This is a genomic window from Vibrio owensii (assembly GCF_002021755.1).
GTDB classification, from domain to species: domain Bacteria; phylum Pseudomonadota; class Gammaproteobacteria; order Enterobacterales; family Vibrionaceae; genus Vibrio; species Vibrio owensii.
Genome location: NZ_CP019959.1, coordinates 1,853,602 through 1,877,716 on the forward strand (window position 1 = coordinate 1,853,602; position 24,115 = coordinate 1,877,716).

The window sequence follows — 24,115 nt, forward strand, 5'->3', positions numbered from 1 at the left end:
GACTATTGCTTAAAAGAGGATAGATTATGCGTAATGTAGATTTCTCACCACTATACCGTAATGCAATTGGCTTCGACCGTCTGTTTAACCTGATGGAAGCAAGCTCTGCGAAGAACACTTCTGGCGGTTACCCTCCATACAACATCGAGCAAAAAGACGAGCACAACTACCGTATTACTATGGCAGTCGCTGGCTTTGCTGAAGATCAGCTCGATTTGACTCAAAACGAAAACATGTTGATCGTGAAGGGTGAGCGTAAAGCTGAAGAAGGTAAAAACTACGTTTACCAAGGCATTGCAGAACGCGATTTTGAACGTAAATTCCAACTTGCGGATTACGTAAAAGTCGTTGGCGCATCAATGGAAAATGGTCTACTTCATGTTGATTTAGTTCGTGAAATTCCAGAAGCGATGCAACCGCGTAAGATTGCTATCGGTGGCAACAACCTGATTGAAAACAGCTAATCAGCTAAAGACATTTCAGTTAACCACACGGTTATAGAATGAGAAAGAGCGCCTTCCATATGGAAAAGGGCGCTCTTTTTAGTTTGGGGCTTTCAAAGCCACTATTGCAAGGCCGTAATTTCAAAGAGAAGCGGCTGAGTTTTATCGGTCTATTTGCCTTCGCGGTAAGCCTTTTCCACTTCTTCTGCGATAATCGCAATGCCTTTTTGCATCATCTCATCGTCTTGAACGTAGTTCATACGCAAGCATTGGTGTGCATGATCCCACTCGTCTTTCTGACCAATAAAGAAGTATTCACCCGGAACAATCAAGACCCCACGCGCTTTCAAGCGTTGGTACAGTTCCATTGTCGTAATTGGCAGTTCATCAAACCATAGCCATAAGAAGATAGCGCCTTCTGGTTTGTGAATACGGAAGCGCTCATCGGTAATCGCTTCTTGGAGTAGTTCAACTGCACGTTGCGACTTCTGCTTGTAGAACGGCTTAATTACCTCTGAGCTCAGTTTAAGCAGATCGCCTTTACCAATGATGTGGTTTGCTAGCGCTGGACCAACACTGCCCGGTGCTAGGCTGATGATGCCGTTCATATTGGTCAACGCTTGCGTGATTTCTTCACTCGCAATCACAATGCCACAACGCACGCCCGGCAAGCCAAGTTTAGATAAGCTCATGCACAGGATGGTGTTTTCATTCCAGAACGGTTCGACATCTTCAAAAATGATATTCGGGAACGGCAGACCGTAGGCGTTATCAATGATCAGCGGAATGTTGTTCTCACGTGCTAGCTTGTCCAGCTTACGTACTTCTTCATCTGTCAGTACGTTACCCGTTGGGTTGGTTGGGCGAGAGGCGCAGATTGCCGCAACAGAGTCATCGACGGTGAGCTGCTCAAAATCGACGTGGTATTTAAACAGACCGTTATCTAGCAGCTCGATTTCTGGGTGGTAAGAGACAAAGATATCTTCATCAATGCCTGCATCACCATAGCCGATGTACTCAGGCGCGATAGGCAGTAGCACTTTCTTGTGCGAACCGTCTGGCTGTTTACCTGCCAACAAGTTGAACAAGTAGAAAAAGCCACTTTGGCTGCCGTTAGTTAGGCTGATGTTCTTCTCGGAAATATCCCAGCCGTAAGTTTCACGGAATAACTGAGCCAGCGCTTTAACGAACGCGTCTTTACCCTGCGGGCCATCGTAGTTGGCAAGGGCGGCGACGAGCTCTCCGCTGGCGAGCATTTCCTCACTGGCTTGGCGAAAGTAATCGAGCATGGCAGGAATGGCGGCTGGGTTACCTCCACCGAGCATGATGGCACCTGGTGTGCGCAGACCATCATTCAAATCGTCCATTAACTGCGTGATACCTGAATACTGATTAAATTTTTCACCAAACTTAGAGAACTGCATTTGTCGTTATACCTAATTCATTGTGATTGCTTTGTGTATGTTTGTGCCGATGTTTTATCGGCTTATCGAGTAATCCTTGACCTTACCTCAATGCGTAATTAACGCAAAGTGTGAATTAAGCCGAAAAAGAAAAAAGTGTGTCATCAGACCAGAGGTACGAGATAAAAAGGCAAAAAGAGCAATAAAAAAGGGAAGCTTATGCTTCCCTTGCTGGTGGAGAGAGTGTGATTTACTCACCGGTGTAAACAATCAGCACCTTATCGTCTTGGTATTGGCGTTCGAATGCGTAGTAACCTTCTTGGTTGCGAGTGATGTGCTTACCTTGAGCAACCGCTGGGTGGCGTTTACGGAATTCCCCCAACTTTTGCCAATGTTGCAGTAGATCTTCACGTTCGCCATGAATCTTATCCCATGGCATATCTGAGCGTGTGCCTTGGTGAGCATCTGAACCAGTAATGCCAAAATCACGAGCTATCTCATCACCGTAATAGATCTGTACTGCACCCGGAGCCAACATCAGTGCATTCGCGGCACGTGCTTGGTCATCAAAGCTGCGGCTGCGCGCTGACCAAAACAGCTGTGTATCGTGTGAAGACAAGTAGCTCAACACGTTGAACTCAGGATCGTTATTGATGCGCTCTGCATAGCGGCGGTAATCATTATCAAGTTGAGCGAAACACTTCAGCGCTTTTGGTGCTACATCAGATTGGAACTCGAAGTTGATGATGGAATCGAAGCCGTTATCGAAATACGGGCTCTTCACTACGCTGTGTGCCCACACTTCACCTGTCATCCAGAAAGGTAGGTCATCCAAGGCTTTGTCCGGGTTGTTTTGCTTCCACTGAGCAAGCGCCTGAGTGGTGCTGGCTTTCAACTCTGCCCACGCTTCCATTTCTACGTGTTTGGCAGTGTCGACACGGAAGCCATCAATGCCATAGTCGCGCACCCAATCGGATAACCACGTAATTAGATGCTCACGTGGGGTTTGCAGCTCATCTTGCGCATTGGTGTCTTTATTGCGGAAGAAGTTTGGTAGTCCGGTTTTTTGAGTTGATTCGGTTTTGAGATCCGGTAGGTAGTTCAAAGACATGGTGATGTCGTTGTAGCCCGGAGCATCGTAGTCACCAATGTCGGTGCGGATCCAATCTTTGCCCCACCATTTATCCCACGCTTCGCTATCACCGTATTTGATGTAATCGTTGAAGCTGTGCCAGCTTTGTCCTGATTTTGGCTGCCAGTCGGTCCATTTTTCACCGAGGACTTCTTTGGCTTCTTGCTCATCCAGGTAAAGCTGACCAAAGCCGAATTCCTGCATGTCTGCTAATGTTGCGTAGCCTGTGTGGTTCATGACTACATCCCAAATCACGCGAATGCCTTTCTTGTGGGCAGTATCGACGAAGGTTCTGAGTTCATCTTCGGTACCCATGTTGGCATCAAGCTTGGTCCAATCTTGGTGATAGTAGCCGTGGTAGCCATAGTGCTTAAAGTCGCCTTTATCGCCGCCGCCAACCCAGCCGTGGATTTGTTCCAGTGGTGAAGTTATCCAGATAGCATTCACACCAAGTGATTCGATGTAATCGAGTTTTTTCGTCAGACCCGCTAAGTCACCACCGTGGAAGGTGCCAATCTCGTATTTTCCATCTTTGCTGCGACCGTAGCTGTTGTCGTTGTCTGGGTTGCCATTGTAGAAGCGGTCAGTCATGACGAAGTACACCGTCGCGTTATCCCAGCTGAACGGTTTATCGGCTTGCTGTTCAACTTCTTCTAGCAGCAATAGACCTTGGCTCATAGGACCTGGCTGCATGGTGACGCTGCCATTGGCGACTGTGGCTTCTTGTCCGGTTAAGGCATCGCGAACGACAGTGCCATCATTAAAGGTTTGAGCAACATTGATGGTTTTTGGCGTGTCAGTTGCGACAGGGCAAGAGTAGGTGATGTCCTGAGTCTGTTTTGGTTTGATTTTGACCGTCAGCTCATTGGTGGTTGGGTTGAGCGTAAATTGATAGGTATTGGCTTTGAAAATGCGCAGCGGCATTTGTGCATCAGTGGCGCAGTTATCCATTTTTAATGGACGATTGAACTTGATGCGATCTTCTTCTGCTAGGGCAAAGCTACTGCCGCAGCTTTGCTTGCTGTCAGCAATGGTAAAGGTATAACTGCCTTTTTCGAGTTTTTGCTCGGCGATAAGTAAGCCTTGTGAGTTTTCTTCAAAAACAGAGGTGTCATCACCAACGCTTAATACGATGGCATTTTCTGGAATCTGGCTGCAGGCGCTCAGTAGACCGATAGAGAGTGCGAGAATTGTTTTTTTCATTGTGTCCTTCCCCCGAATAAACAGTCCAGTTATAGCAAAACTGTGCCTCTACAATCCGAGCTCTAAACCAACAAGTTAAACGCGTCTCACCCTACAAATTTTAGTCTTGTTCACAAAATGAATAATAAGCGTCACTGTCATCGGTTTGAAGGCAACAAAAAAGGGAAGCATCTGCTTCCCTTTTACTTATTTCTTAATCACTTCTAAGAGTAATGAATTACTTTTGAAGCAAAGAAATGTCTGCGATCTGTAGGAACAGGTTACGCAGGTTGTTCAGTAGTGTCAGACGGTTCTTCTTAAGTGCTTCGTCGTCTGCCATTACCATTACGTTATCAAAGAACGCATCAACTGGTTCACGTAGGTCAGCTAGCTTGCTTAGGGCTTCTTGGTAGTTACCTGTAGCAAATGCTGGCTCTAGCGCTTCTGTCATTACTTCAACGCTTTCTGCTAGTGCTTTCTCTGCGTCTTCTTGTAGAAGTGCTAGGTCGATGTCTGCTGCTAGTTCGCCGTCGAATTTCGCTAGGATGTTACCTACACGTTTGTTCGCTGCTGCTAGAGACTCTGCCGCTTCTAGCTCACGGAAGTGAGAAACCGCTTTAACTCGTTGGTCAAAGTCTGCTGGTTTTGTAGGACGACGCGCTAGAACCGCTTGAATGATGTCTACGCTGAAGCCTTCGTCTTGGTACCAAGCACGGAAACGACCAAGCATGAACTCGATAACGTCTTGTTCAACGTTGTCGTTGGTTAGGCGGTCGCCAAACAGTGACTTCGCTTTCGCTACTAGGTCAACAAGATCTAGGTTGTAGCCGTATTCAACGATGATACGTAGTACACCTAGAGATGCGCGGCGTAGTGCGAATGGGTCGCTGCCTTTAGGTGCTTGACCAATACCGAAGATACCTACGATAGTGTCTAGCTTGTCTGCCATTGCAACTGCAGTTGAAACGCCGTTAGATGGCAGTTCATCACCTGCGAAACGAGGCATGTATTGCTCGTTCAGTGCTACTGCAACTTCTTCTGCTTCACCGTCGTGGCGAGCGTAGTGCATACCCATAACACCTTGAGTATCCGTGAATTCGAATACCATTGAGGTCATTAGGTCACATTTTGCTAGTAGACCAGCACGCTTTGATTTCTCAACGTCAGCACCGATTTGTTCAGCAATGTAGCCAGCAAGTTCTGTGATGCGGTCTGTTTTGTCTTTGATCGTACCCAGTTGCTTTTGGAAGATCGCTTGTTCTAGTTCTGGCAGACGGTCGATAAGCGGACGCTTACGGTCTGTATTGAAGAAGAACTCTGCGTCAGCAAGGCGAGGGCGAACTACTTTCTCGTTACCTTCGATTACGTAACGAGGCTCTTTTGATTCGATGTTCGATACGAAGATGAAGTTAGGTAGTAGCTTCTTGTTTTCGTCATAAACAGGGAAGTACTTCTGGTCACCTTTCATGGTGTAAACCAACGCTTCAGAAGGCACTTTTAGGAACTCTTCTTCGAACTTCGCTGTTAGTACTACTGGCCATTCAACCAGAGACGTTACTTCTTCTACTAGGTCATCTTCTAGGTCAGCGATACCGCCAACCGCTGCTGCTGCTTTTTGTGCGTCAGCTAGGATGATTGCTTTACGCGCTTCGTAATCTGCCATTACTTTACCGCGCTCTTCTAAGATCGCAGGGTATTGTTCAGCAGAATCGATAGTGAACTCTTGCTCACCCATGAAGCGGTGACCACGGATAGTGCGGTCAGAAGCGACACCAAGGATCTCGCCTTCGATTAGGTCGCTGCCCATTAGCATGGTTAGCGTCTTAACTGGACGGATAAATTGAGTCGTTTTGTTACCCCAGCGCATTGGTTTTGCGATAGGTAGGTTTGCTAGTGCTTTCGCTGCAAGTTCAACTACGATCTCAGACGTTGGCTGACCTTTCACTTCTTGTTTGAACAGTAGCCATTCACCTTTGTCTGTAACCATGCGCTCTGCTTGGTCAACTGTGATGCCACAACCGCGAGCCCAGCCTTGAGCCGCTTTTGTTGGGTTGCCTTCCGCGTCAAACGCTGCAGAAACCGCAGGGCCACGTTTTTCAACAACTTTGTCAGACTGGCTGTCTGCCAGTGCTGCTACTTTAAGTGCAAGACGACGAGGCGCTGCGAACCATTTAACGCCTTCGTGAGCAAGCTCAGCGCCTTTCAGTTCTGCTTCGAAGTTTGCTGCGAATGCTTCAGCTAGAGTGCGAAGTTGCGTTGGTGGTAGCTCTTCTGTACCTAGCTCGATTAGAAATTCTTTTGCCATGTTACTCTACCCCTTACGCTTGTTCTTTCTTACACATTGGGAAGCCAAGAGCTTCACGCGATGCGTAGTATGCTTCTGCAACTGCTTTCGTCAGGTTGCGGATGCGTAGGATGTAACGTTGGCGTTCAGTTACTGAGATCGCTTTACGCGCGTCTAGTAGGTTGAATGCGTGACCCGCTTTTAGAATGCGCTCGTAAGCAGGCAGTGGCAGTGGCTTTTCAAGCTCAAGCAGCTCTTTACACTCTTTCTCACACTGTTCGAAGAAACCAAATAGGAATTCAACGTCTGCGTGCTCGAAGTTGTAAGTTGATTGCTCTACTTCGTTTTGGTGGAAGATGTCACCGTAAGTCACTTTGCTGCCGTCTGGTGCGATGTTCCAAACTAGGTCGTAAACAGAGTCTACCTCTTGGATGTACATTGCTAGACGTTCGATACCGTAAGTGATCTCACCAGTTACTGGCTTACACTCAAGACCACCAACTTGCTGGAAGTAAGTAAACTGAGTCACTTCCATGCCGTTTAGCCAAACTTCCCAGCCTAGACCCCATGCGCCTAGTGTTGGGTTTTCCCAGTTGTCTTCTACGAAACGGATGTCGTGAACAAGTGGGTCGACACCAAGAACCTCTAGAGAACCTAGGTACAACTCTTGGATATTGTCTGGCGATGGTTTTAGCGCTACTTGGAATTGGTAGTAGTGCTGAAGACGGTTAGGGTTTTCACCGTAACGGCCATCAGTAGGACGACGTGAAGGTTGTACGTAAGCTGTAGACATTGGCTCTGGGCCAAGTGCTCGTAGACAGGTCATTGGGTGAGAGGTACCCGCACCAACTTCCATATCTAGTGGTTGAACAATGGTACAACCATTTTGAGCCCAATAATCCTGCAGCGCGAGGATCATTCCCTGGAAGGTTTTGATATCGTATTTTTGCATAAGTCAGGTTCGCGCGATTCTCTTATTACTCGTGAATTCGTCTCTTTTTTGTTGGGTTTTCTTGCCTCAACAATGGCGATTCAAAGTAATTACGGTTGAATAAATTAACAATCAAGTATACCCAGATATTGAGCATGGGAGTAGAGCTAATCTTGATTAATTCGTGGGCAATTTTCTCCTTTAATGGATTTTTACCGCTTTATCTGCTGAATTTTTCCTAAAAGGGAGTTTTCACTGGCTTTCACTCTTGAGGTGATGAGGAAACATGGCTAGAATTGCGCCTGTCTTTGGGGAGTAGCTTACTCGATGAAATGTCTATTTCATCTGGTTCGTTCGTCAACATAATTGGTGCAAAATCACCATGGCGTTCGAGACTCATCAGCCCGATGAGTTTAGCAAGACCTTAGACAAATCATCATGAACCGGGGTGGGGCGTGAGATTTGTCTTAGGTTAAAAATAATTATCCCGCCCCAATGAGCATGTCGTGAGCGTTTTAGCTATTTCAATTACTACTGTAGCGTTAGCAGAAATTGGCGATAAGACCCAATTGCTATCTCTATTACTTGCCAGTCGTTACCGCAAGCCAATCCCTATTATTGCAGCAATCTTTTTGGCAACCATTGCCAACCACGCTTTGGCTGCATGGTTAGGTGTGGTGGTGGCCGATTATCTTTCGCCTGAAGTTCTCAAATGGGTGCTGGTGGTCAGTTTTGTCGCCATGGCGGCTTGGGTGTTGATCCCAGATAAACTGGATGACGATGAGCAGATCTCCAACCGTGGCCCATTTATTGCCAGCTTTATTGCTTTCTTCGTTGCGGAGATTGGCGACAAGACTCAGATTGCGACTTCTATCTTGGGTGCGCAATACGCAGATGCATTGAGTTGGGTGATTCTTGGCACCACGATCGGTATGCTGCTGGCGAATGTACCTGTTGTCCTGATTGGTAAGTTGTCGGCTGATAAGATGCCTTTAGGGCTGATTCGTAAGGTGACCGCATTCCTGTTTATCGCGCTAGCTATCGGAGCGGCAATGTTCTGATTTGTTGCACGTAAAATGGTGTGAATTATCAATAACTAGAGAAGTGATACACAGCGTCAAACTCTGACTCAAAATCGTTCAAGACCGTGACGGATGACATATTAGTGTCATACTTGTCATGGTAATTTAATGGTGTGAATGATAGCGAGAGGGCAAAGGTATGCTTACACGTTACATGGGGATGACCCCAAAGAGTCAGAGTTATTTATTCACCTTTGGTTTGGCACTTTGCTTACTAGCAATGGTGCTGACTGATATGTGGCTGCCGATTGTGGCAGGGTCCTTCATTCTTACCGGTTTAACGGTAGAAGCGTGGATTCGAGTGGCTCATATCATTCCGATGCATGAGGAAATGCGTGCAATGCGGAAACAATTAAACAAGCTACAATCTGAAGTTCGCACACTAGAATACGATGAATAAACAAACGGCAGCCTTTTGGGCTGCCGTTTTTGATCTTGCTGAGATTATTCCAAACCTTTCTTAATTAGGTACTGGTATGGAAGCTGCTCCGTTTGTGCCGCAATCAACTGGTGATCCATAAATCGGCAGAAGCTCGGGATATCTCGAGTTGTGGATGGGTCGTCCGCTTTAACCAGCAACACCTCACCATCTTGCATGTTTCGAATTGTCTTCCTGACCATCATCACTGGCTCTGGGCAGCGTAATCCTTCCGCCTCTAATGTCTTGGTCGCCAGTTCAGGATTAAAACTCATAATGTGATTCTCGTAACTAACTGAGCGGTGAATTTTACTTTCGTTGAAAAAATATTCAATAACCACTTGGCAAACCGAATTTTTTGATTTACCTTAAATTAACAATTTGGTAACAACTGGTAAGGAGACACGATGTTAACAGCGTTAGACAGACTAACCATCTATTCGGTTTTGTGTTTCATCTCGTTCTGCGCATTAGTACTCAGAACACCAGCTGAAACCTCATTGCTGCCTCTTGTAGGCATGAGTGCAACGATTATTGGGATTTGGATTGAGATGCACAAATGGTCAGGTGCATCTGAGCAAGAAAATTAGCGCTTCTTGCTGTAATCGGAACCTATTGATACACCGCTCACCAAGTTTAACGACACTTCATTCCGACACTATCCCCATTTTTCTTGGGCTTCCCCGCTGAAAGGCGGGATTTTTTTTGCCTGAAGAGTACAATTTACCTAAATCCCCTACATGGTAAGTGGCAAATCGTGGAATTAGAAGACATCTATCGTCGAGATCTGAACTTATTGGTCGCATTACGTGTGTTGATCGAAGAGAGCAGTGTCAGTAAAGCAGCAACTCGTCTCAATTTAAGCCAATCTGCAATGAGTCGTGTGCTAGGGCGTTTACGCGACCTGCTTGGTGATCCGCTGTTTACGCGTCAAGGTCAGCATTTGATCCCAACTCAAAAAGCGTTGGAAATTGATCGCTCTTTGGGTGAGCCTTTGGAGTCACTACGCCAATTACTTTCTCCACGTGAGTTTGATCCACGCAGTTGCGATCAGACGTTTAATATCGCCACGACTGACTACGCGATGCAAACCATTCTGCCTTTTGCATTGCCACGTATCTATCAGGAAGCGCCTAACGTGTCGTTTAACTTCTTGCCGTTGCAACATGACCGTTTATCTGATCAATTAACATATGAAGGCGCGGACTTAGCGATTTGTCGTCCTACAGGTCCTGTGGAGCCACTACGCAGTGAAGTGTTAGGACGAGTCGGTGTGCTATGTATGCTCTCCAAGCAACATCCATTAGCCGATAAAGAGATGAGTCTGGATGATTATCTCAGTCACCCGCATGCCATGATTGCCATCAGTGATGGGGTTAAGGCGCTGATTGAGCAAGCGCTGGTGGAGAAGCCGCAACGCCAGATGGTATTACGCGCTTATCACTTGGAAGCGGCGCTGGCGATTGTCGATACTTTGCCCATTATCATTACCGTACCGGCCGATTTAGCGTACTTGGTTGCTGATCGCTATGACTTAGTGGTGAAGCCATTACCATTCCAATTCACGCCGTTTGAATATTCGATGATTTGGCATGCGCGTTGCGAGCACTCTCCCGCTCAAGAATGGTTGCGTGCCGTGGTTCGTGAAGAATGTAGTCGTCTGATTGCTAAGCGAATTGAAGATATGGGATTGGACTAATTTTTCCGATGATCGAAAAAGCAAAAAGCCGGGCATGACCCGGCTTTGTTTATTCTATCGAAGGGTTAACGCTTATAGCTTGATAACCACGCGACCAGTTACTTGGCCGTTTGTGATGTCTTCAGCGTATTTTGGTGCTTCCGCTAGTTCAACTTCAGTACAAGCTTGTTCGAAGTAGCTGTCTGGTAGTAGCTCAACCAATTTTTCCCATGCTGCAGTACGTTTTTCAAATGGGCATGAAACAGAATCCACACCTTGTAGACGAACGTTACGTAGGATGAACGGCATCACTGTGGTTGGTAGATCGAAGCCACCTGCAAGACCACAAGCTGCAACTGCACTGTTGTAATCCATTTGCGCCAATACTTTTGCTAGCACTTTGCTGCCCACAGTATCAACCGCACCTGCCCATACTTGCTTTTCAAGCGGACGTGCTGGCTCTTCAAATTCAACGCGGTCGATGATGCGGCTAGCACCAAGTTTTTCTAGTAGTGGACCGTTTTTCTCTACGCGACCTGTCACTGCAGCAACTTTGTAGCCAAGTTGTGCTAGAAGCGTTACTGCTACTGAGCCTACACCGCCACTTGCGCCAGTTACTAGGATTTCGCCGTTTTCAGGTTTGATGCCTGCATCAAGCAGTGCTTGAACACATAGCATGCCAGTGAAGCCCGCTGTACCCACCATCATTGCTTTCTTGCTGTCTAGACCTTTTGGTAGTGGTACTAGCCAATCCGCTTTTAGACGAGCACGTTGAGACATACCGCCCCAATGGTTTTCACCTACGCCCCAACCAGTAAGAACAACTTTGTCGCCTGCTTGGTAGCGGTCGTCTTCTGAGCTTACTACCGTACCTGCTAGGTCAATACCCGGCACCATCGGGAAGTTACGGATGATTTTACCTTTACCTGTAATTGCAAGACCGTCTTTGTAGTTCAACGATGAGTAATCAACGTCAATCAGAACGTCGCCTTCAGGCAGTTGTGTTTCATCGATTTGCTCGATGCTAGCGATAGTACGTTTGTCTTCTTGATTTAGAACTAGAGCATTAAACATAAGGTTCTCCGATTGTGCGGTAGCGTGACTCTGGGTCACATGCAGCAAGATATCAACTGTTGCTAAGTGTATGTCTTCTTTGTCTATGAATAAAATGAAACTTGAGCATTTAATGTATGCTTTTTGTGCATGTAAGCAATGTTTGGTGTAAAACAAAGGGCGACATCAGATGCCGCCCTTAAGTGTAATACTAAAAATTTTCAGTATTGGTTCATTTGCTCGTGATTGTTGGATTGGTCACTACAACCTAGCGTTTCTCAAGCAAACTATGGTCGTTCAAATACCGTCGCAATACCCTGACCTAAACCGATACACATGGTTGCCAGACCGTATTTCGCGTCTTTGGCTTCCATTAGGTTGATTAATGTCGTTGAGATACGTGAGCCAGAACAACCAAGTGGGTGACCCAATGCAATCGCACCACCGTTAAGGTTGACCTTCTCATCCATAACATCAAGCAGACCCAAGTCTTTAGCACATGGTAGAGACTGCGCAGCAAATGCTTCGTTTAGCTCAACCACATCCATGTCTTCAATTGAAAGACCAGCACGCTTGAGCGCTTTTTGCGTCGCAGGTACAGGACCGTAACCCATAATGGAAGGATCACAACCCGCAATGGCCATACCTTTAATGCGTGCACGAATCTTCAAACCAAGTTCATTGGCTTTTTCTTCGCTCATGATCAACATCGCTGATGCACCATCAGACAGCGCCGATGATGTACCGGCTGTTACTGTGCCGTTTGTTGGGTCGAAAACAGGACGAAGTTGGGACAGACCTTCAACAGATGTTTCAGGGCGAATCACTTCATCGTAATCCAGAGTGAACAGCGTGCCGTCAGCCGCATGACCTTCAATTGGTAGGATTTCGTTTTTAAAACGACCCTCTACGGTTGCAGCATGTGCACGAGCATGAGAACGCGCAGCAAACTCGTCTTGTTGTTCACGGCTAATGCCATGCAGCTTACCAAGCATTTCAGCCGTTAAGCCCATCATGCCTGCTGCTTTTGCAACCGTCTTTGACATGCCAGGGTGGAAGTCCACGCCGTGGTTCATTGGTACGTGTCCCATGTGCTCAACGCCACCAATTAGGCAGATTTCAGCATCACCCGTCATGATGGCACGTGTACCGTCGTGAAGCGCTTGCATTGATGAACCACACAAGCGGTTAACCGTCACGGCGCCAATCTCAATTGGTAGGCCAGCAAGCAGCGCCGCATTACGAGCAACGTTAAAGCCTTGTTCTAGTGTTTGTTGTACACAGCCCCAGTAGATATCTTCAATCTCGCTTGGGTTTACCTGTGGGTTACGCGCAAGAATACCTTTCATTAGGCGCGCAGACAGATCTTCTGCTCGTGTATGACGGAAAGCACCACCTTTAGAGCGACCCATTGGAGTACGTAGACAATCGACTACGACAACATTTCTTGTTTGATTAGTCATTTTAGAATCCCTCCTTAGATAGAACCTTGCTGTTGTGCACCGTAAAAGCTTTCACCTTTCGCCGCCATATCAATCAGCATCTGTGGTACTTGGTACATCGCACCAAGCTCTGAGTATTGTTTTGCCATTGCAACAAACTCAGCAATACCTACGCTATCTAGGTAGCGGAATACGCCGCCGCGGAATGGAGGGAAACCAAGACCGTAAACCAGTGCCATGTCCGCTTCTTGTGGAGTGGCAATGATGCCTTCTTGTAGACACAGTACCACTTCGTTGATCATTGGAATCATCATACGTTGAATGATGGTTTGTTCGTCAAAGTCCTGTTTATCGGCACAAACGTCAGCGAGTACCGGCAAGATTTCTTCAGAGAAGGTTTTCTTCGGCTTACCTTTTCTATCAATGGTGTAGCTGTAGAAGCCACTGCCATTCTTCTGACCGTATTTGCTTGCTTCGAATAGTGCATCGATCGCGTCACGGCCTTGTTTACCCATACGCTCTGGGAAACCTTGTGCCATAACGGCCTGTGCGTGGTGAGCGGTATCAATACCAACGACATCGAGCAAGTATGCAGGTCCCATCGGCCAGCCAAACTTACGTTCCATGATTTTGTCGATTTTCGTAAAGTCCGCACCATCACGAAGTAGCATGCTGAAGCCGCCAAAGTATGGGAACAATACGCGGTTTACAAAGAACCCAGGGCAGTCATTAACGACAATTGGTGATTTGCCCATTTTCGCTGCGTAGGCAACAACACGATTGATGGTTTCATCAGAGGTGTGTTCACCACGGATGATCTCAACAAGAGGCATACGGTGCACTGGGTTGAAGAAGTGCATGCCACAGAAATTTTCTGGGCGTTTCAGCGATTTTGCCAACAGGTTGATAGGAATTGTCGAGGTGTTTGAGGTGATAACCGTGTCTTCACCGACATGCGATTCGACTTCACTCAGCACTGCTGCTTTTACTTTCGGGTTTTCTACTACGGCTTCAACAATCACGTCTGATTCTTCGATGCCTGCGTAATGAAGGCTCGGTGTGATAGACGCTAAAATACCAGCCATCTTAAAGCCATCAATGCGACCACGAGATAAGCGTTTATTTAGCAGCTTAGATGCTTCAGTCATGCCTAAATCGAGTGAAGGTTGCGCGATGTCTTTCATTAACACCGGTACGCCTTTGAGTGCAGATTGGTAAGCAATGCCGCCGCCCATGATACCCGCACCAAGCACAGCTGCACGTTGCGTGTCTTTACTTGCTGACTTCGCTGATTTTTTCGCAAGCCCTTTAATGTATTGGTCGTTAAGGAACAAACCAACCAGTGATTTTGCTTCTTCAGACTTAGCCAGTTTTACAAAGTGCTTACGTTCAATGTCGAGTGCTTCGTTACGAGCAAAGCGAGCGCCTTCTTCAATGGTAATAACGGCTGTCATTGGAGCTGGGTAATGAGGACCCGCTTTCTGAGCCACTAGACCCTTCGCCATGGTAAAGCTCATCATTGATTCAAGCTTACTTAACGTTAGAGGCGATGTTTTTTGCTTGCGACGAGCTTGCCAGTCCAGCTTCTCGTTGATTGCCGAGGTCAGTGTCTTGAGTGCTGACTCGTAAAGTGCGTCGCTATCGACAACCGCATCCAGAAGACCAATCTTTAATGCCTCATCCGCACGACACGCTTTACCTTGTGTGATCACTTCCATCGCACTGTCGGCACCGATAACACGTGGCAGACGCACACAACCACCAAAGCCCGGCATGATGCCTAATTTCGTTTCTGGTAGACCGATGCTGGTGGTCTTGTCACCAATTCTCATGTCAGTTGCAAGCACACACTCACAACCGCCACCTAACGTGTGACCTTTAAGTACCGAAATCGTCGGGACGGGTAAGTCTTCCAGCTTGTTGAAGATGCTGTTAGCAAATTGCAGCCACTGATCGAGCTCAGCGTCTGTCTTGGCAAAAAGACCTAAGAATTCGGTGATATCAGCGCCAACAATGAACGCGTCTTTATCTGAGGTGAGCATCAAGCCCTTCAGTCCTTGGTGCGCTTTTAGTGCATCAAGGGCTTTGTCGAGTGACTCTAGTGTCGCTAGGTCGAGCTTGTTAACGGATTTTGGAGAGCAGAAGCTTAGCTCTGCAATACCATCTTGTACTTCCTTTACCTGTAGGGTTTCGGCTTGGTAAATCATTGTCTATCTCCATGACATACAATCTTGGATTGTCTGTATACCAATTTGATGCGGGCTGAGCGCCTGTAGGGCAGCAAATCGATATAGAGGAAAGTCGTTTTATTTATTGTTCTGGTTAGACCAGTGAAGTTAGTTTGGACTTCGGATTGGTTAATTTCAATACATTTTTTAAACAAGTGTTTAACATTGTGCGCTAAGGCAGATCTTATGCGACTCACAATTACCTCTCGTGATAGACTCTGAACAAAGAGAAAAGTGACTTAATCCTATGAATGACCTGCCTTATCTGATTCCTGCTCAGCCTGCTCAATTTGAAGAAGAGATCAAAAAGAGTGTCTTTATTACTTACTTAGCACACACGCCAAGTGTGGAAGCGGCGAAAGCATTCGTTGAGCAGATCAAAACCAAGCATGCTGATGCAAGACACAACTGCTGGGGATTTGTTGCTGGTCGACCAGAAGATTCGATGAAGTGGGGCTTTAGTGATGATGGGGAACCTTCAGGGACGGCAGGTAAACCGATCCTTGCTCAGCTGTCTGGCTCCGGAGTTGGAGAGATTACAGCTGTAGTGACTCGATATTCTGGCGGCATTAAGCTTGGTACAGGTGGTTTGGTCAAAGCTTATGGTGGCGGCGTGCAACAAGCGCTCAAGCTGCTTCAAACAATTGAGAAAAAAATAACCACAAAACTCCGACTAGAGTTAGACTATGGGTTTATGCCTATCGCACAGTCGCTTATGCCCCAATTTGGTGCGGTTGAAGTGGATGCTGAATACAGCGATCAGGTGGTATTAGTGGTGGAAATTGAGCTACGTGAAGTGAGCGCGTTTACCCAAGCTATCATCAACAAAAGTGGTGCAAAGGCAGTTGTCACCCCACTAGACGGACAATAATGAAAAATAGGAAGCCACAGGGACAGCTTCGCTAGTCAATCAATCCATGCAATTTCGTTCAATTATTCGAATCGTCGGGCTATTGCTCGCACTTTTTAGTGTCACAATGCTCGCGCCTGCGCTGGTTGCGCTTATCTATCGAGATGGTGCGGGTGTACCTTTTGTCACGACTTTCTTCGTACTTCTTGTATGCGGTGGGATCTGTTGGTTCCCAAACCGCAGGCACAAACACGAGCTTAAAGCGCGTGATGGCTTCCTTATCGTTGTTCTTTTCTGGACTGTACTTGGCAGTGCTGGCTCTATTCCTTTTCTGATCTCAGATAACCCCAATGTATCTGTGACTGACGCCTTTTTTGAGTCCTTCTCTGCTTTAACGACAACGGGTGCGACGGTGATCGTCGGGCTCGACGAGTTGCCAAAAGCGATTCTCTTTTATCGCCAGCTCCTGCAATGGTTTGGTGGTATGGGTATCATCGTGTTGGCGGTTGCCATTCTTCCTGTTCTTGGTATCGGTGGTATGCAGTTGTATCGAGCCGAAATACCAGGACCAGTAAAAGACACTAAGATGACCCCACGTATTGCTGAGACAGCAAAAGCACTGTGGTACATCTATTTGAGTTTGACTATCGCATGTGCCGTGGCATTTTGGTTGGCTGGTATGACGCCATTTGATGCCATTAGCCATAGCTTCTCCACCATTGCTATCGGTGGCTTCTCTACGCACGATGCCAGCATGGGCTATTTCGATAGCTATGCCATCAACATGATTACCGTTGTCTTCTTGTTAATCTCAGCATGTAACTATTCTTTGCACTTCGCCGCGTTTGCATCTGGCGGCGTGCATCCTAAATACTATTGGAAAGATCCAGAGTTCCGCGCGTTCATCTTTATACAAGTTGTTTTGTTCTTGGTGTGCTTCTTATTATTGTTGAATCACCATTCTTACGACTCTACCTATGATGCATTCGATCAAGCGCTTTTTCAGACCGTGTCCATCTCAACTACGGCTGGCTTTACCACAACCGGCTTTGCTGATTGGCCATTATTCTTACCAGTGCTGTTGTTGTTCTCTTCTTTTATAGGTGGTTGTGCTGGTTCGACTGGCGGCGGCATGAAAGTGATCCGTATTCTGCTACTGACCTTACAAGGTGCGCGTGAGCTGAAGCGTTTGGTGCACCCTCGAGCGGTGTACACCATCAAAGTGGGTGGTAGTGCGCTACCGCAAAGAGTCGTTGATGCGGTTTGGGGATTCTTCTCTGCTTACGCTTTGGTGTTCGTGGTTTGTATGTTGGGCTTGATTGCTACAGGGATGGATGAGCTAAGCGCGTTTTCTGCGGTTGCAGCAACGCTCAACAACTTAGGTCCAGGCTTGGGTGAAGTTGCGCTTCACTTTGGCGATGTGAACGACAAAGCAAAATGGGTATTGATTATTTCTATGCTGTTTGGACGTTTGGAAATCTTTACCTTACTTATTCTACTTACGCCGACGTTTTGGCGTAGCTAAGGGGAAATCGTGGCAAAAGCATTATTTCTATATTCCTCCCGTGAAGGGCAGACTAAAAAAATTCTCCACTATATAGATGAGAAGCTAACAGACTTCGAATGCGAGCTGGTGGATTTACATAATGTTGAGACGATTGATTTTAGCCAATACGACAGGGTATTGATTGGAGCGTCTATTCGTTATGGTCATCTTAATAAGAAGCTGTACCAGTTTATTGAGCGAAACCTCAATCAACTTGAACAAAGTAAAGTGGCGTTTTTCTGCGTAAACCTAACCGCTCGTAAAGAAGACCAAGGAAAGGATACGCCAGAAGGAAGCGCTTACATTCGCAAGTTCCTAATGAAGTCACCCTGGAAACCAAGCTTAATCGGTGTTTTTGCTGGTGCTCTTTATTATCCTCGTTATGGTTGGTTCGACAAAACTATGATTAAGTTCATTATGTCGATGACAGGTGGTGAAACCGATACGACCAAAGAAGTGGAATACACCAATTGGGAAAAAGTGGCTCTTTTCGCAGATAAATTCAAAGAACTGTAGAAATAACGTGCTCTTTTGACCGCTTTTGACGCAAATTTATCCGAACGATAAAAAAATCAAAAAAAACGAGAAAAAGGGCTTGCCAATGTGATCGCAATCTCTATAATGCCACCTCGCTGACACGGCAACGCTTCGAAAGAAACGAAAGCCAAGTTAGCAAGCCAATTAGCCAAGCGGAAACGCTTGAAAAAAGTTTGAAAAAAGTGATTGACACTAAACTTTAACTCGCTAAAATGGCCGTCCGATTTGAGCAAAGCTCAATAGGAAAGCTCTTTAACAATATAGACCTATCAATCTGTGTGGGCACTCGTTGATGATAATCCAATTAGATACTTCGGTATCAAATTAGGTTTCAATGATACGAAGTGACCATTGAATCGAAAGGTTCAGCACAGTCAATTCAAACATTACTTATGTAATGTTCAGTATTCATTGAGCCGACAAAAACTTAAATTGAAGAGTTTGATCATGGCTCAGATTGAACGCTGGCGGCAGGCCTAACACATGCAAGTCGAGCGGAAACGAGTTATCTGAACCTTCGGGGGACGATAACGGCGTCGAGCGGCGGACGGGTGAGTAATGCCTAGGAAATTGCCCTGATGTGGGGGATAACCATTGGAAACGATGGCTAATACCGCATAATGCCTACGGGCCAAAGAGGGGGACCTTCGGGCCTCTCGCGTCAGGATATGCCTAGGTGGGATTAGCTAGTTGGTGAGGTAATGGCTCACCAAGGCGACGATCCCTAGCTGGTCTGAGAGGATGATCAGCCACACTGGAACTGAGACACGGTCCAGACTCCTACGGAGGCAGCAGTGGGGAATATTGCACAATGGGCGCAAGCCTGATGCAGCCATGCCGCGTGTGTGAAGAAGGCCTTCGGGTTGTAAAGCACTTTCAGTCGTGAGGAAGGTGGTGTAGTTAATAGCTGCATTATTTGACGTTAGCGACAGAAGAAGCACCGGCTAACTCCGTGCCAGCAGCCGCGGTAATACGGAGGGTGCGAGCGTTAATCGGAATTACTGGGCGTAAAGCGCATGCAGGTGGTTTGTTAAGTCAGATGTGAAAGCCCGGGGCTCAACCTCGGAATAGCATTTGAAACTGGCAGACTAGAGTACTGTAGAGGGGGGTAGAATTTCAGGTGTAGCGGTGAAATGCGTAGAGATCTGAAGGAATACCGGTGGCGAAGGCGGCCCCCTGGACAGATACTGACACTCAGATGCGAAAGCGTGGGGAGCAAACAGGATTAGATACCCTGGTAGTCCACGCCGTAAACGATGTCTACTTGGAGGTTGTGGCCTTGAGCTGTGGCTTTCGGAGCTAACGCGTTAAGTAGACCGCCTGGGGAGTACGGTCGCAAGATTAAAACTCAAATGAATTGACGGGGGCCCGCACAAGCGGTGGAGCATGTGGTTTAATTCGATGCAACGCGAAGAACCTTACCTACTCTTGACATCCAGAGAACTTTCCAGAGATGGATTGGTGCCTTCGGGAACTCTGAGACAGGTGCTGCATGGCTGTCGTCAGCTCGTGTTGTGAAATGTTGGGTTAAGTCCCGCAACGAGCGCAACCCTTATCCTTGTTTGCCAGCGAGTAATGTCGGGAACTCCAGGGAGACTGCCGGTGATAAACCGGAGGAAGGTGGGGACGACGTCAAGTCATCATGGCCCTTACGAGTAGGGCTACACACGTGCTACAATGGCGCATACAGAGGGCAGCAAGCTAGCGATAGTGAGCGAATCCCAAAAAGTGCGTCGTAGTCCGGATTGGAGTCTGCAACTCGACTCCATGAAGTCGGAATCGCTAGTAATCGTGGATCAGAATGCCACGGTGAATACGTTCCCGGGCCTTGTACACACCGCCCGTCACACCATGGGAGTGGGCTGCAAAAGAAGTAGGTAGTTTAACCTTCGGGAGGACGCTTACCACTTTGTGGTTCATGACTGGGGTGAAGTCGTAACAAGGTAGCGCTAGGGGAACCTGGCGCTGGATCACCTCCTTAAACGATGATTATACACGATGAGTGTCCACACAGATTGATACGGTTTATAAGTAAAAGAGACGAAGATATCCCAATATCTTCAATCCAGTGTCCCGTTCGTCTAGAGGCCTAGGACACCGCCCTTTCACGGCGGTAACAGGGGTTCGACTCCCCTACGGGATACCATTGGGTCGTTAGCTCAGTTGGTAGAGCAGTTGACTTTTAATCAATTGGTCGCAGGTTCGAATCCTGCACGACCCACCATTCTTCTCCACGAAGAATTAAAACTTATGTGGGCGATTAGCTCAGTTGGGAGAGCACCTGCCTTACAAGCAGGGGGTCACTGGTTCGAGCCCGGTATCGCCCACCATTCTCTAAGTATTTTTGGATAGGAATTCCAAACCACTTCAGTAAAACGTACGTGGTTAGAATCTTCGACTCTGAAAGTCTTTAGAAAATGACTTCTTAGGAAGTGATTAGCTCTTTAACAATTTGGAAAGCTGACAAAACAATCTTTAAGATTGTTTGTAAAGTTCTCAATGTTTGTCTTTATGACAAACACCAAAAAACACATTCAAGTGTTCTTGGGAATATCACTTTTACAGTGATTATTCGAAATTGAGTCCGGCAAAATCGAAATGTCTCTCGCTCATTCAAATAATGAGAGACAACTTTGGTGATTTGAACATCAACTCGAAACTCCTTCGGGTTGTATGGTTAAGTGACTAAGCGTACACGGTGGATGCCTTGGCAGTCAGAGGCGATGAAGGACGTATTAACTTGCGATAAGCCCAGATTAGGTAGTAAAAACCATTTGAGTCTGGGATTTCCGAATGGGGAAACCCACTTACATAAGTAAGTATCGCTGCGTGAATACATAGCGCAGCGAGGCGAACCGGGGAACTGAAACATCTAAGTACCCCGAGGAAAAGAAATCAACCGAGATTCCGAAAGTAGCGGCGAGCGAAATTGGACTAGCCCTTAAGCTTTTTATGCGTCAGGTGAAACTTCTGGAAAGTTGTGCGATACAGGGTGATAGCCCCGTAACCGGCAACGCATATAAAGTGAAATCGAGTAGGGCGGGACACGTGATATCCTGTCTGAATATGGGGGGACCATCCTCCAAGGCTAAATACTACTGACTGACCGATAGTGAACCAGTACCGTGAGGGAAAGGCGAAAAGAACCCCTGTGAGGGGAGTGAAATAGAACCTGAAACCGTGTACGTACAAGCAGTAGGAGCACCTTCGTGGTGTGACTGCGTACCTTTTGTATAATGGGTCAGCGACTTATATTCAGTGGCAAGGTTAACCATCTAGGGGAGCCGTAGCGAAAGCGAGTGTTAACTGCGCGACTCAGTCGCTGGATATAGACCCGAAACCAGGTGATCTAGCCATGGGCAGGTTGAAGATTGAGTAACATCAATTGGAGGACCGAACCGACTAATGTTGAAAAATTAGCGGATGACTTGTGGCTAGGGGTGAAAGGCCAATCAAACCTGGAGATAGCTGGTTCTCCCCGAAAGCTATTTAGGTAGCGCCTCGGACGAATACTACTGGGGTAGAGCACTGTTAAGGCTAGGGGGTCATCCCGACTTACCAACCCTTTGCAAACTCCGAATACCAGTAAGTACTATCCGGGAGACACACGGCGGGTGCTAACGTCCGTCGTGGAGAGGGAAACAACCCAGACCGCCAGCTAAGGTCCCAAATTACTACTAAGTGGGAAACGATGTGGGAAGGCTCAGACAGCCAGGATGTTGGCTTAGAAGCAGCCATCATTTAAAGAAAGCGTAATAGCTCACTGGTCGAGTCGGCCTGCGCGGAAGATGTAACGGGGCTAAGTAGTAAACCGAAGCTGCGGCAATGCACTTTGTGCATTGGGTAGGGGAGCGTTCTGTAAGCGGTTGAAGGTGTGTGGTAACGCATGCTGGACGTATCAGAAGTGCGAATGCTGACATGAGTAACGATAAAGGGGGTGAAAAACCTCCTCGCCGGAAGACCAAGGGTTCCTGTCCAACGTTAATCGGGGCAGGGTAAGTCGACCCCTAAGGCGAGGCCGAAAGGCGTAGTCGATGGGAAACGGGTTAATATTCCCGTACTTCTTACAATTGCGATGGGGGACGGAGAAGGCTAGGTGGGCCTGGCGACGGTTGTCCAGGTTCAAGTGCGTAGGCTGAAGAGTTAGGTAAATCCGGCTCTTCTTAAGGCTGAGACACGACGTCGAGCTACTACGGTAGTGAAGTCATTGATGCCATGCTTCCAGGAAAAGCCTCTAAGCTTCAGATTGTAAGGAATCGTACCCCAAACCGACACAGGTGGTCGGGTAGAGAATACCAAGGCGCTTGAGAGAACTCGGGTGAAGGAACTAGGCAAAATGGTACCGTAACTTCGGGAGAAGGTACGCTCTTGATGGTGAAGTCCCTCGCGGATGGAGCTGACGAGAGTCGCAGATACCAGGTGGCTGCAACTGTTTATTAAAAACACAGCACTGTGCAAAATCGTAAGATGACGTATACGGTGTGACGCCTGCCCGGTGCCGGAAGGTTAATTGATGGGGTTAGACTTCGGTCGAAGCTCTTGATCGAAGCCCCGGTAAACGGCGGCCGTAACTATAACGGTCCTAAGGTAGCGAAATTCCTTGTCGGGTAAGTTCCGACCTGCACGAATGGCGTAATGATGGCCACGCTGTCTCCACCCGAGACTCAGTGAAATTGAAATCGCTGTGAAGATGCAGTGTACCCGCGGCTAGACGGAAAGACCCCGTGAACCTTTACTACAGCTTGGCACTGAACATTGACCCTACATGTGTAGGATAGGTGGGAGGCTTTGAAGCAAGTACGCCAGTATTTGTGGAGCCGTCCTTGAAATACCACCCTTGTAGTGTTGATGTTCTAACGTTGACCCCTGATCGGGGTTGCGGACAGTGCCTGGTGGGTAGTTTGACTGGGGCGGTCTCCTCCCAAAGAGTAACGGAGGAGCACGAAGGTGGGCTAATCACGGTTGGACATCGTGAGGTTAGTGCAATGGCATAAGCCCGCTTGACTGCGAGAATGACAATTCGAGCAGGTGCGAAAGCAGGTCATAGTGATCCGGTGGTTCTGAATGGAAGGGCCATCGCTCAACGGATAAAAGGTACTCCGGGATAACAGGCTGATACCGCCCAAGAGTTCATATCGACGGCGGTGTTTGGCACCTCGATGTCGGCTCATCACATCCTGGGGCTGAAGTCGGTCCCAAGGGTATGGCTGTTCGCCATTTAAAGTGGTACGCGAGCTGGGTTTAGAACGTCGTGAGACAGTTCGGTCCCTATCTGCCGTGGGCGTTGGAAGATTGAAGGGGGCTGCTCCTAGTACGAGAGGACCGGAGTGGACGAACCTCTGGTGTTCGGGTTGTGTCGCCAGACGCATTGCCCGGTAGCTAAGTTCGGAATCGATAACCGCTGAAAGCATCTAAGCGGGAAGCGAGCCCTGAGATGAGTCTTCCCTGATACTTTAAGTATCCTAAAGGGTTGTTCGAGACTAGAACGTTGATAGGCAGGGTGTGTAAGCGTTGTGAGGCGTTGAGCTAACCTGTACTAATTGCCCGTGAGGCTTAACCATACAACACCCAAGGGGTTTTGATGGACTCAATGCAAGAACATTGAATGTGTAAATAGAACTTAAAACAGCTTTCCGAATTAAAGAATTTGCTTGGCGACCATAGCGATTTGGACCCACCTGACTTCCATTCCGAACTCAGAAGTGAAACGAATTAGCGCCGATGGTAGTGTGGGGTTTCCCCATGTGAGAGTAGGACATCGCCAGGCTTTAAATTTAGACTTAAATGTCTAACCAGTGCGGAGCGGTAGTTCAGTTGGTTAGAATACCGGCCTGTCACGCCGGGGGTCGCGGGTTCGAGTCCCGTCCGCTCCGCCACTTATTTAGAAAGCCTTGCTAGAAATAGCA

The 24,115-nt window shown here is 47.4% G+C and carries 16 protein-coding genes, 4 tRNA genes and 3 rRNA genes; 15 read left to right on the top strand and 8 right to left on the bottom strand.

Annotated elements, in window-relative coordinates:
• The first annotated feature begins 26 nt into the window (after positions 1-26).
• Positions 27-464 (top strand): Hsp20 family protein, encoded by a 438-nt coding sequence (locus A9237_RS08380; RefSeq protein WP_005440850.1) that lies wholly within the window; start codon positions 27-29, stop codon positions 462-464.
• 149 nt (positions 465-613) lie between these two features.
• Here the strand turns inward: A9237_RS08380 and A9237_RS08385 are convergent, their stop codons facing one another.
• The 4 genes from A9237_RS08385 to glyQ all read right to left on the bottom strand — a co-directional run bounded on the left by A9237_RS08385 (position 614) and on the right by glyQ (position 7,396).
• Complete coding sequence (locus A9237_RS08385) at positions 614-1,867, bottom strand: valine--pyruvate transaminase (protein ID WP_009699313.1); 1,254 nt, start codon at positions 1,865-1,867, stop codon at positions 614-616.
• 229 nt (positions 1,868-2,096) lie between these two features.
• Positions 2,097-4,181 (bottom strand): alpha-amylase, encoded by a 2,085-nt coding sequence (locus tag A9237_RS08390; protein ID WP_078608024.1) that lies wholly within the window; start codon positions 4,179-4,181, stop codon positions 2,097-2,099.
• A gap of 217 nt (positions 4,182-4,398) precedes the next feature.
• Positions 4,399-6,465, bottom strand: a complete 2,067-nt coding sequence (glyS, locus tag A9237_RS08395) for a glycine--tRNA ligase subunit beta (RefSeq protein ID WP_005378875.1) — start codon at positions 6,463-6,465, stop codon at positions 4,399-4,401.
• Between the two features lie 13 nt (positions 6,466-6,478).
• On the bottom strand, positions 6,479-7,396 hold the full coding sequence (gene glyQ / locus A9237_RS08400; RefSeq protein WP_005440855.1) for a glycine--tRNA ligase subunit alpha: 918 nt from the start codon (positions 7,394-7,396) through the stop codon (positions 6,479-6,481).
• Positions 7,397-7,881: 485 nt separating this feature from the next.
• On the opposite strand from glyQ, the gene A9237_RS08405 reads away from it, so the two are divergent.
• Together A9237_RS08405 and A9237_RS08410 are read left to right on the top strand one after the other, a co-directional pair.
• Positions 7,882-8,436 carry a TMEM165/GDT1 family protein gene (locus A9237_RS08405; protein ID WP_009708060.1) on the top strand — a complete coding sequence of 185 codons (555 nt, stop codon included), beginning with the start codon at positions 7,882-7,884 and terminating at the stop codon, positions 8,434-8,436.
• Between the two features lie 160 nt (positions 8,437-8,596).
• Positions 8,597-8,857 carry a hypothetical protein gene (locus tag A9237_RS08410; protein WP_009708061.1) on the top strand — a complete coding sequence of 87 codons (261 nt, stop codon included), beginning with the start codon at positions 8,597-8,599 and terminating at the stop codon, positions 8,855-8,857.
• A gap of 44 nt (positions 8,858-8,901) precedes the next feature.
• On the opposite strand, the gene tusA is transcribed toward A9237_RS08410, so the two are convergent.
• Positions 8,902-9,150, bottom strand: coding sequence for a sulfurtransferase TusA (gene tusA / locus A9237_RS08415; protein WP_005426051.1), 249 nt, complete (start codon positions 9,148-9,150; stop codon positions 8,902-8,904).
• 132 nt (positions 9,151-9,282) lie between these two features.
• Here tusA and A9237_RS08420 point away from each other — a divergent pair, with 132 nt between their 5' ends.
• Both A9237_RS08420 and A9237_RS08425 read left to right on the top strand, forming a co-directional pair.
• On the top strand, positions 9,283-9,465 hold the full coding sequence (locus tag A9237_RS08420; RefSeq protein WP_009708062.1) for a hypothetical protein: 183 nt from the start codon (positions 9,283-9,285) through the stop codon (positions 9,463-9,465).
• A 167-nt stretch (positions 9,466-9,632) separates the two neighbouring features.
• Entirely contained in the window at positions 9,633-10,574 is a 942-nt protein-coding gene (locus tag A9237_RS08425; RefSeq protein ID WP_009708063.1) for a LysR family transcriptional regulator, read from the top strand.
• 72 nt (positions 10,575-10,646) lie between these two features.
• Here A9237_RS08425 and acuI read toward each other — a convergent pair whose 3' ends face one another.
• From acuI to fadB, 3 genes are all read right to left on the bottom strand, one after another.
• On the bottom strand, positions 10,647-11,627 hold the full coding sequence (acuI, locus tag A9237_RS08430) for an acrylyl-CoA reductase (NADPH) (protein ID WP_009708064.1): 981 nt from the start codon (positions 11,625-11,627) through the stop codon (positions 10,647-10,649).
• A 266-nt stretch (positions 11,628-11,893) separates the two neighbouring features.
• Positions 11,894-13,069, bottom strand: coding sequence for an acetyl-CoA C-acyltransferase FadA (gene fadA / locus A9237_RS08435; RefSeq protein WP_078608025.1), 1,176 nt, complete (start codon positions 13,067-13,069; stop codon positions 11,894-11,896).
• Positions 13,070-13,083: 14 nt separating this feature from the next.
• Positions 13,084-15,255: a fatty acid oxidation complex subunit alpha FadB gene (gene fadB / locus A9237_RS08440; protein ID WP_050909548.1), complete on the bottom strand. Its 2,172-nt coding sequence runs from the start codon at positions 15,253-15,255 to the stop codon at positions 13,084-13,086.
• Positions 15,256-15,523: 268 nt separating this feature from the next.
• Here fadB and A9237_RS08445 point away from each other — a divergent pair, with 268 nt between their 5' ends.
• The 10 genes from A9237_RS08445 (at position 15,524) to A9237_RS08490 (ending at position 24,085) form a co-directional block, all read left to right on the top strand.
• Complete coding sequence (locus A9237_RS08445) at positions 15,524-16,147, top strand: YigZ family protein (protein WP_045485313.1); 624 nt, start codon at positions 15,524-15,526, stop codon at positions 16,145-16,147.
• Between the two features lie 46 nt (positions 16,148-16,193).
• Positions 16,194-17,651 carry a TrkH family potassium uptake protein gene (locus A9237_RS08450; protein WP_078608026.1) on the top strand — a complete coding sequence of 486 codons (1,458 nt, stop codon included), beginning with the start codon at positions 16,194-16,196 and terminating at the stop codon, positions 17,649-17,651.
• Between the two features lie 9 nt (positions 17,652-17,660).
• Positions 17,661-18,188: a menaquinone-dependent protoporphyrinogen IX dehydrogenase gene (gene hemG / locus A9237_RS08455; RefSeq protein WP_078608027.1), complete on the top strand. Its 528-nt coding sequence runs from the start codon at positions 17,661-17,663 to the stop codon at positions 18,186-18,188.
• Between the two features lie 450 nt (positions 18,189-18,638).
• Positions 18,639-20,190, top strand: a 16S ribosomal RNA gene (locus A9237_RS08460).
• Positions 20,191-20,279: 89 nt separating this feature from the next.
• Positions 20,280-20,355, top strand: a tRNA-Glu gene (locus A9237_RS08465).
• Between the two features lie 2 nt (positions 20,356-20,357).
• Positions 20,358-20,433: transfer RNA gene (locus A9237_RS08470), tRNA-Lys, on the top strand.
• 30 nt (positions 20,434-20,463) lie between these two features.
• Positions 20,464-20,539: transfer RNA gene (locus tag A9237_RS08475), tRNA-Val, on the top strand.
• A 345-nt stretch (positions 20,540-20,884) separates the two neighbouring features.
• Positions 20,885-23,770: ribosomal RNA gene (locus A9237_RS08480) — 23S ribosomal RNA — on the top strand.
• Positions 23,771-23,859: 89 nt separating this feature from the next.
• Positions 23,860-23,976, top strand: a 5S ribosomal RNA gene (gene rrf, locus A9237_RS08485).
• The 16S, 23S and 5S rRNA genes sit together here with 4 tRNA genes alongside, the layout of an rRNA operon.
• A 32-nt stretch (positions 23,977-24,008) precedes the next feature.
• Positions 24,009-24,085 (top strand) — tRNA-Asp (locus tag A9237_RS08490).
• Positions 24,086-24,115: the final 30 nt, after the last annotated feature.

What these genes read in the sequence shown, in the direction of transcription:
- A9237_RS08380 (WP_005440850.1), top strand. Translation starts at nt 27, where the DNA reads ATGCGTAATGTAGATTTCTCACCACTATACCGTAATGCAATTGGCTTC.
- A9237_RS08385 (WP_009699313.1), bottom strand. Translation starts at nt 1,867, where the DNA reads ATGCAGTTCTCTAAGTTTGGTGAAAAATTTAATCAGTATTCAGGTATC.
- A9237_RS08390 (WP_078608024.1), bottom strand. Translation starts at nt 4,181, where the DNA reads ATGAAAAAAACAATTCTCGCACTCTCTATCGGTCTACTGAGCGCCTGC.
- glyS (WP_005378875.1), bottom strand. Translation starts at nt 6,465, where the DNA reads ATGGCAAAAGAATTTCTAATCGAGCTAGGTACAGAAGAGCTACCACCA.
- glyQ (WP_005440855.1), bottom strand. Translation starts at nt 7,396, where the DNA reads ATGCAAAAATACGATATCAAAACCTTCCAGGGAATGATCCTCGCGCTG.
- A9237_RS08410 (WP_009708061.1), top strand. Translation starts at nt 8,597, where the DNA reads ATGCTTACACGTTACATGGGGATGACCCCAAAGAGTCAGAGTTATTTA.
- tusA (WP_005426051.1), bottom strand. Translation starts at nt 9,150, where the DNA reads ATGAGTTTTAATCCTGAACTGGCGACCAAGACATTAGAGGCGGAAGGA.
- A9237_RS08420 (WP_009708062.1), top strand. Translation starts at nt 9,283, where the DNA reads ATGTTAACAGCGTTAGACAGACTAACCATCTATTCGGTTTTGTGTTTC.
- acuI (WP_009708064.1), bottom strand. Translation starts at nt 11,627, where the DNA reads ATGTTTAATGCTCTAGTTCTAAATCAAGAAGACAAACGTACTATCGCT.
- fadA (WP_078608025.1), bottom strand. Translation starts at nt 13,069, where the DNA reads ATGACTAATCAAACAAGAAATGTTGTCGTAGTCGATTGTCTACGTACT.
- fadB (WP_050909548.1), bottom strand. Translation starts at nt 15,255, where the DNA reads ATGATTTACCAAGCCGAAACCCTACAGGTAAAGGAAGTACAAGATGGT.
- A9237_RS08445 (WP_045485313.1), top strand. Translation starts at nt 15,524, where the DNA reads ATGAATGACCTGCCTTATCTGATTCCTGCTCAGCCTGCTCAATTTGAA.
- A9237_RS08450 (WP_078608026.1), top strand. Translation starts at nt 16,194, where the DNA reads ATGCAATTTCGTTCAATTATTCGAATCGTCGGGCTATTGCTCGCACTT.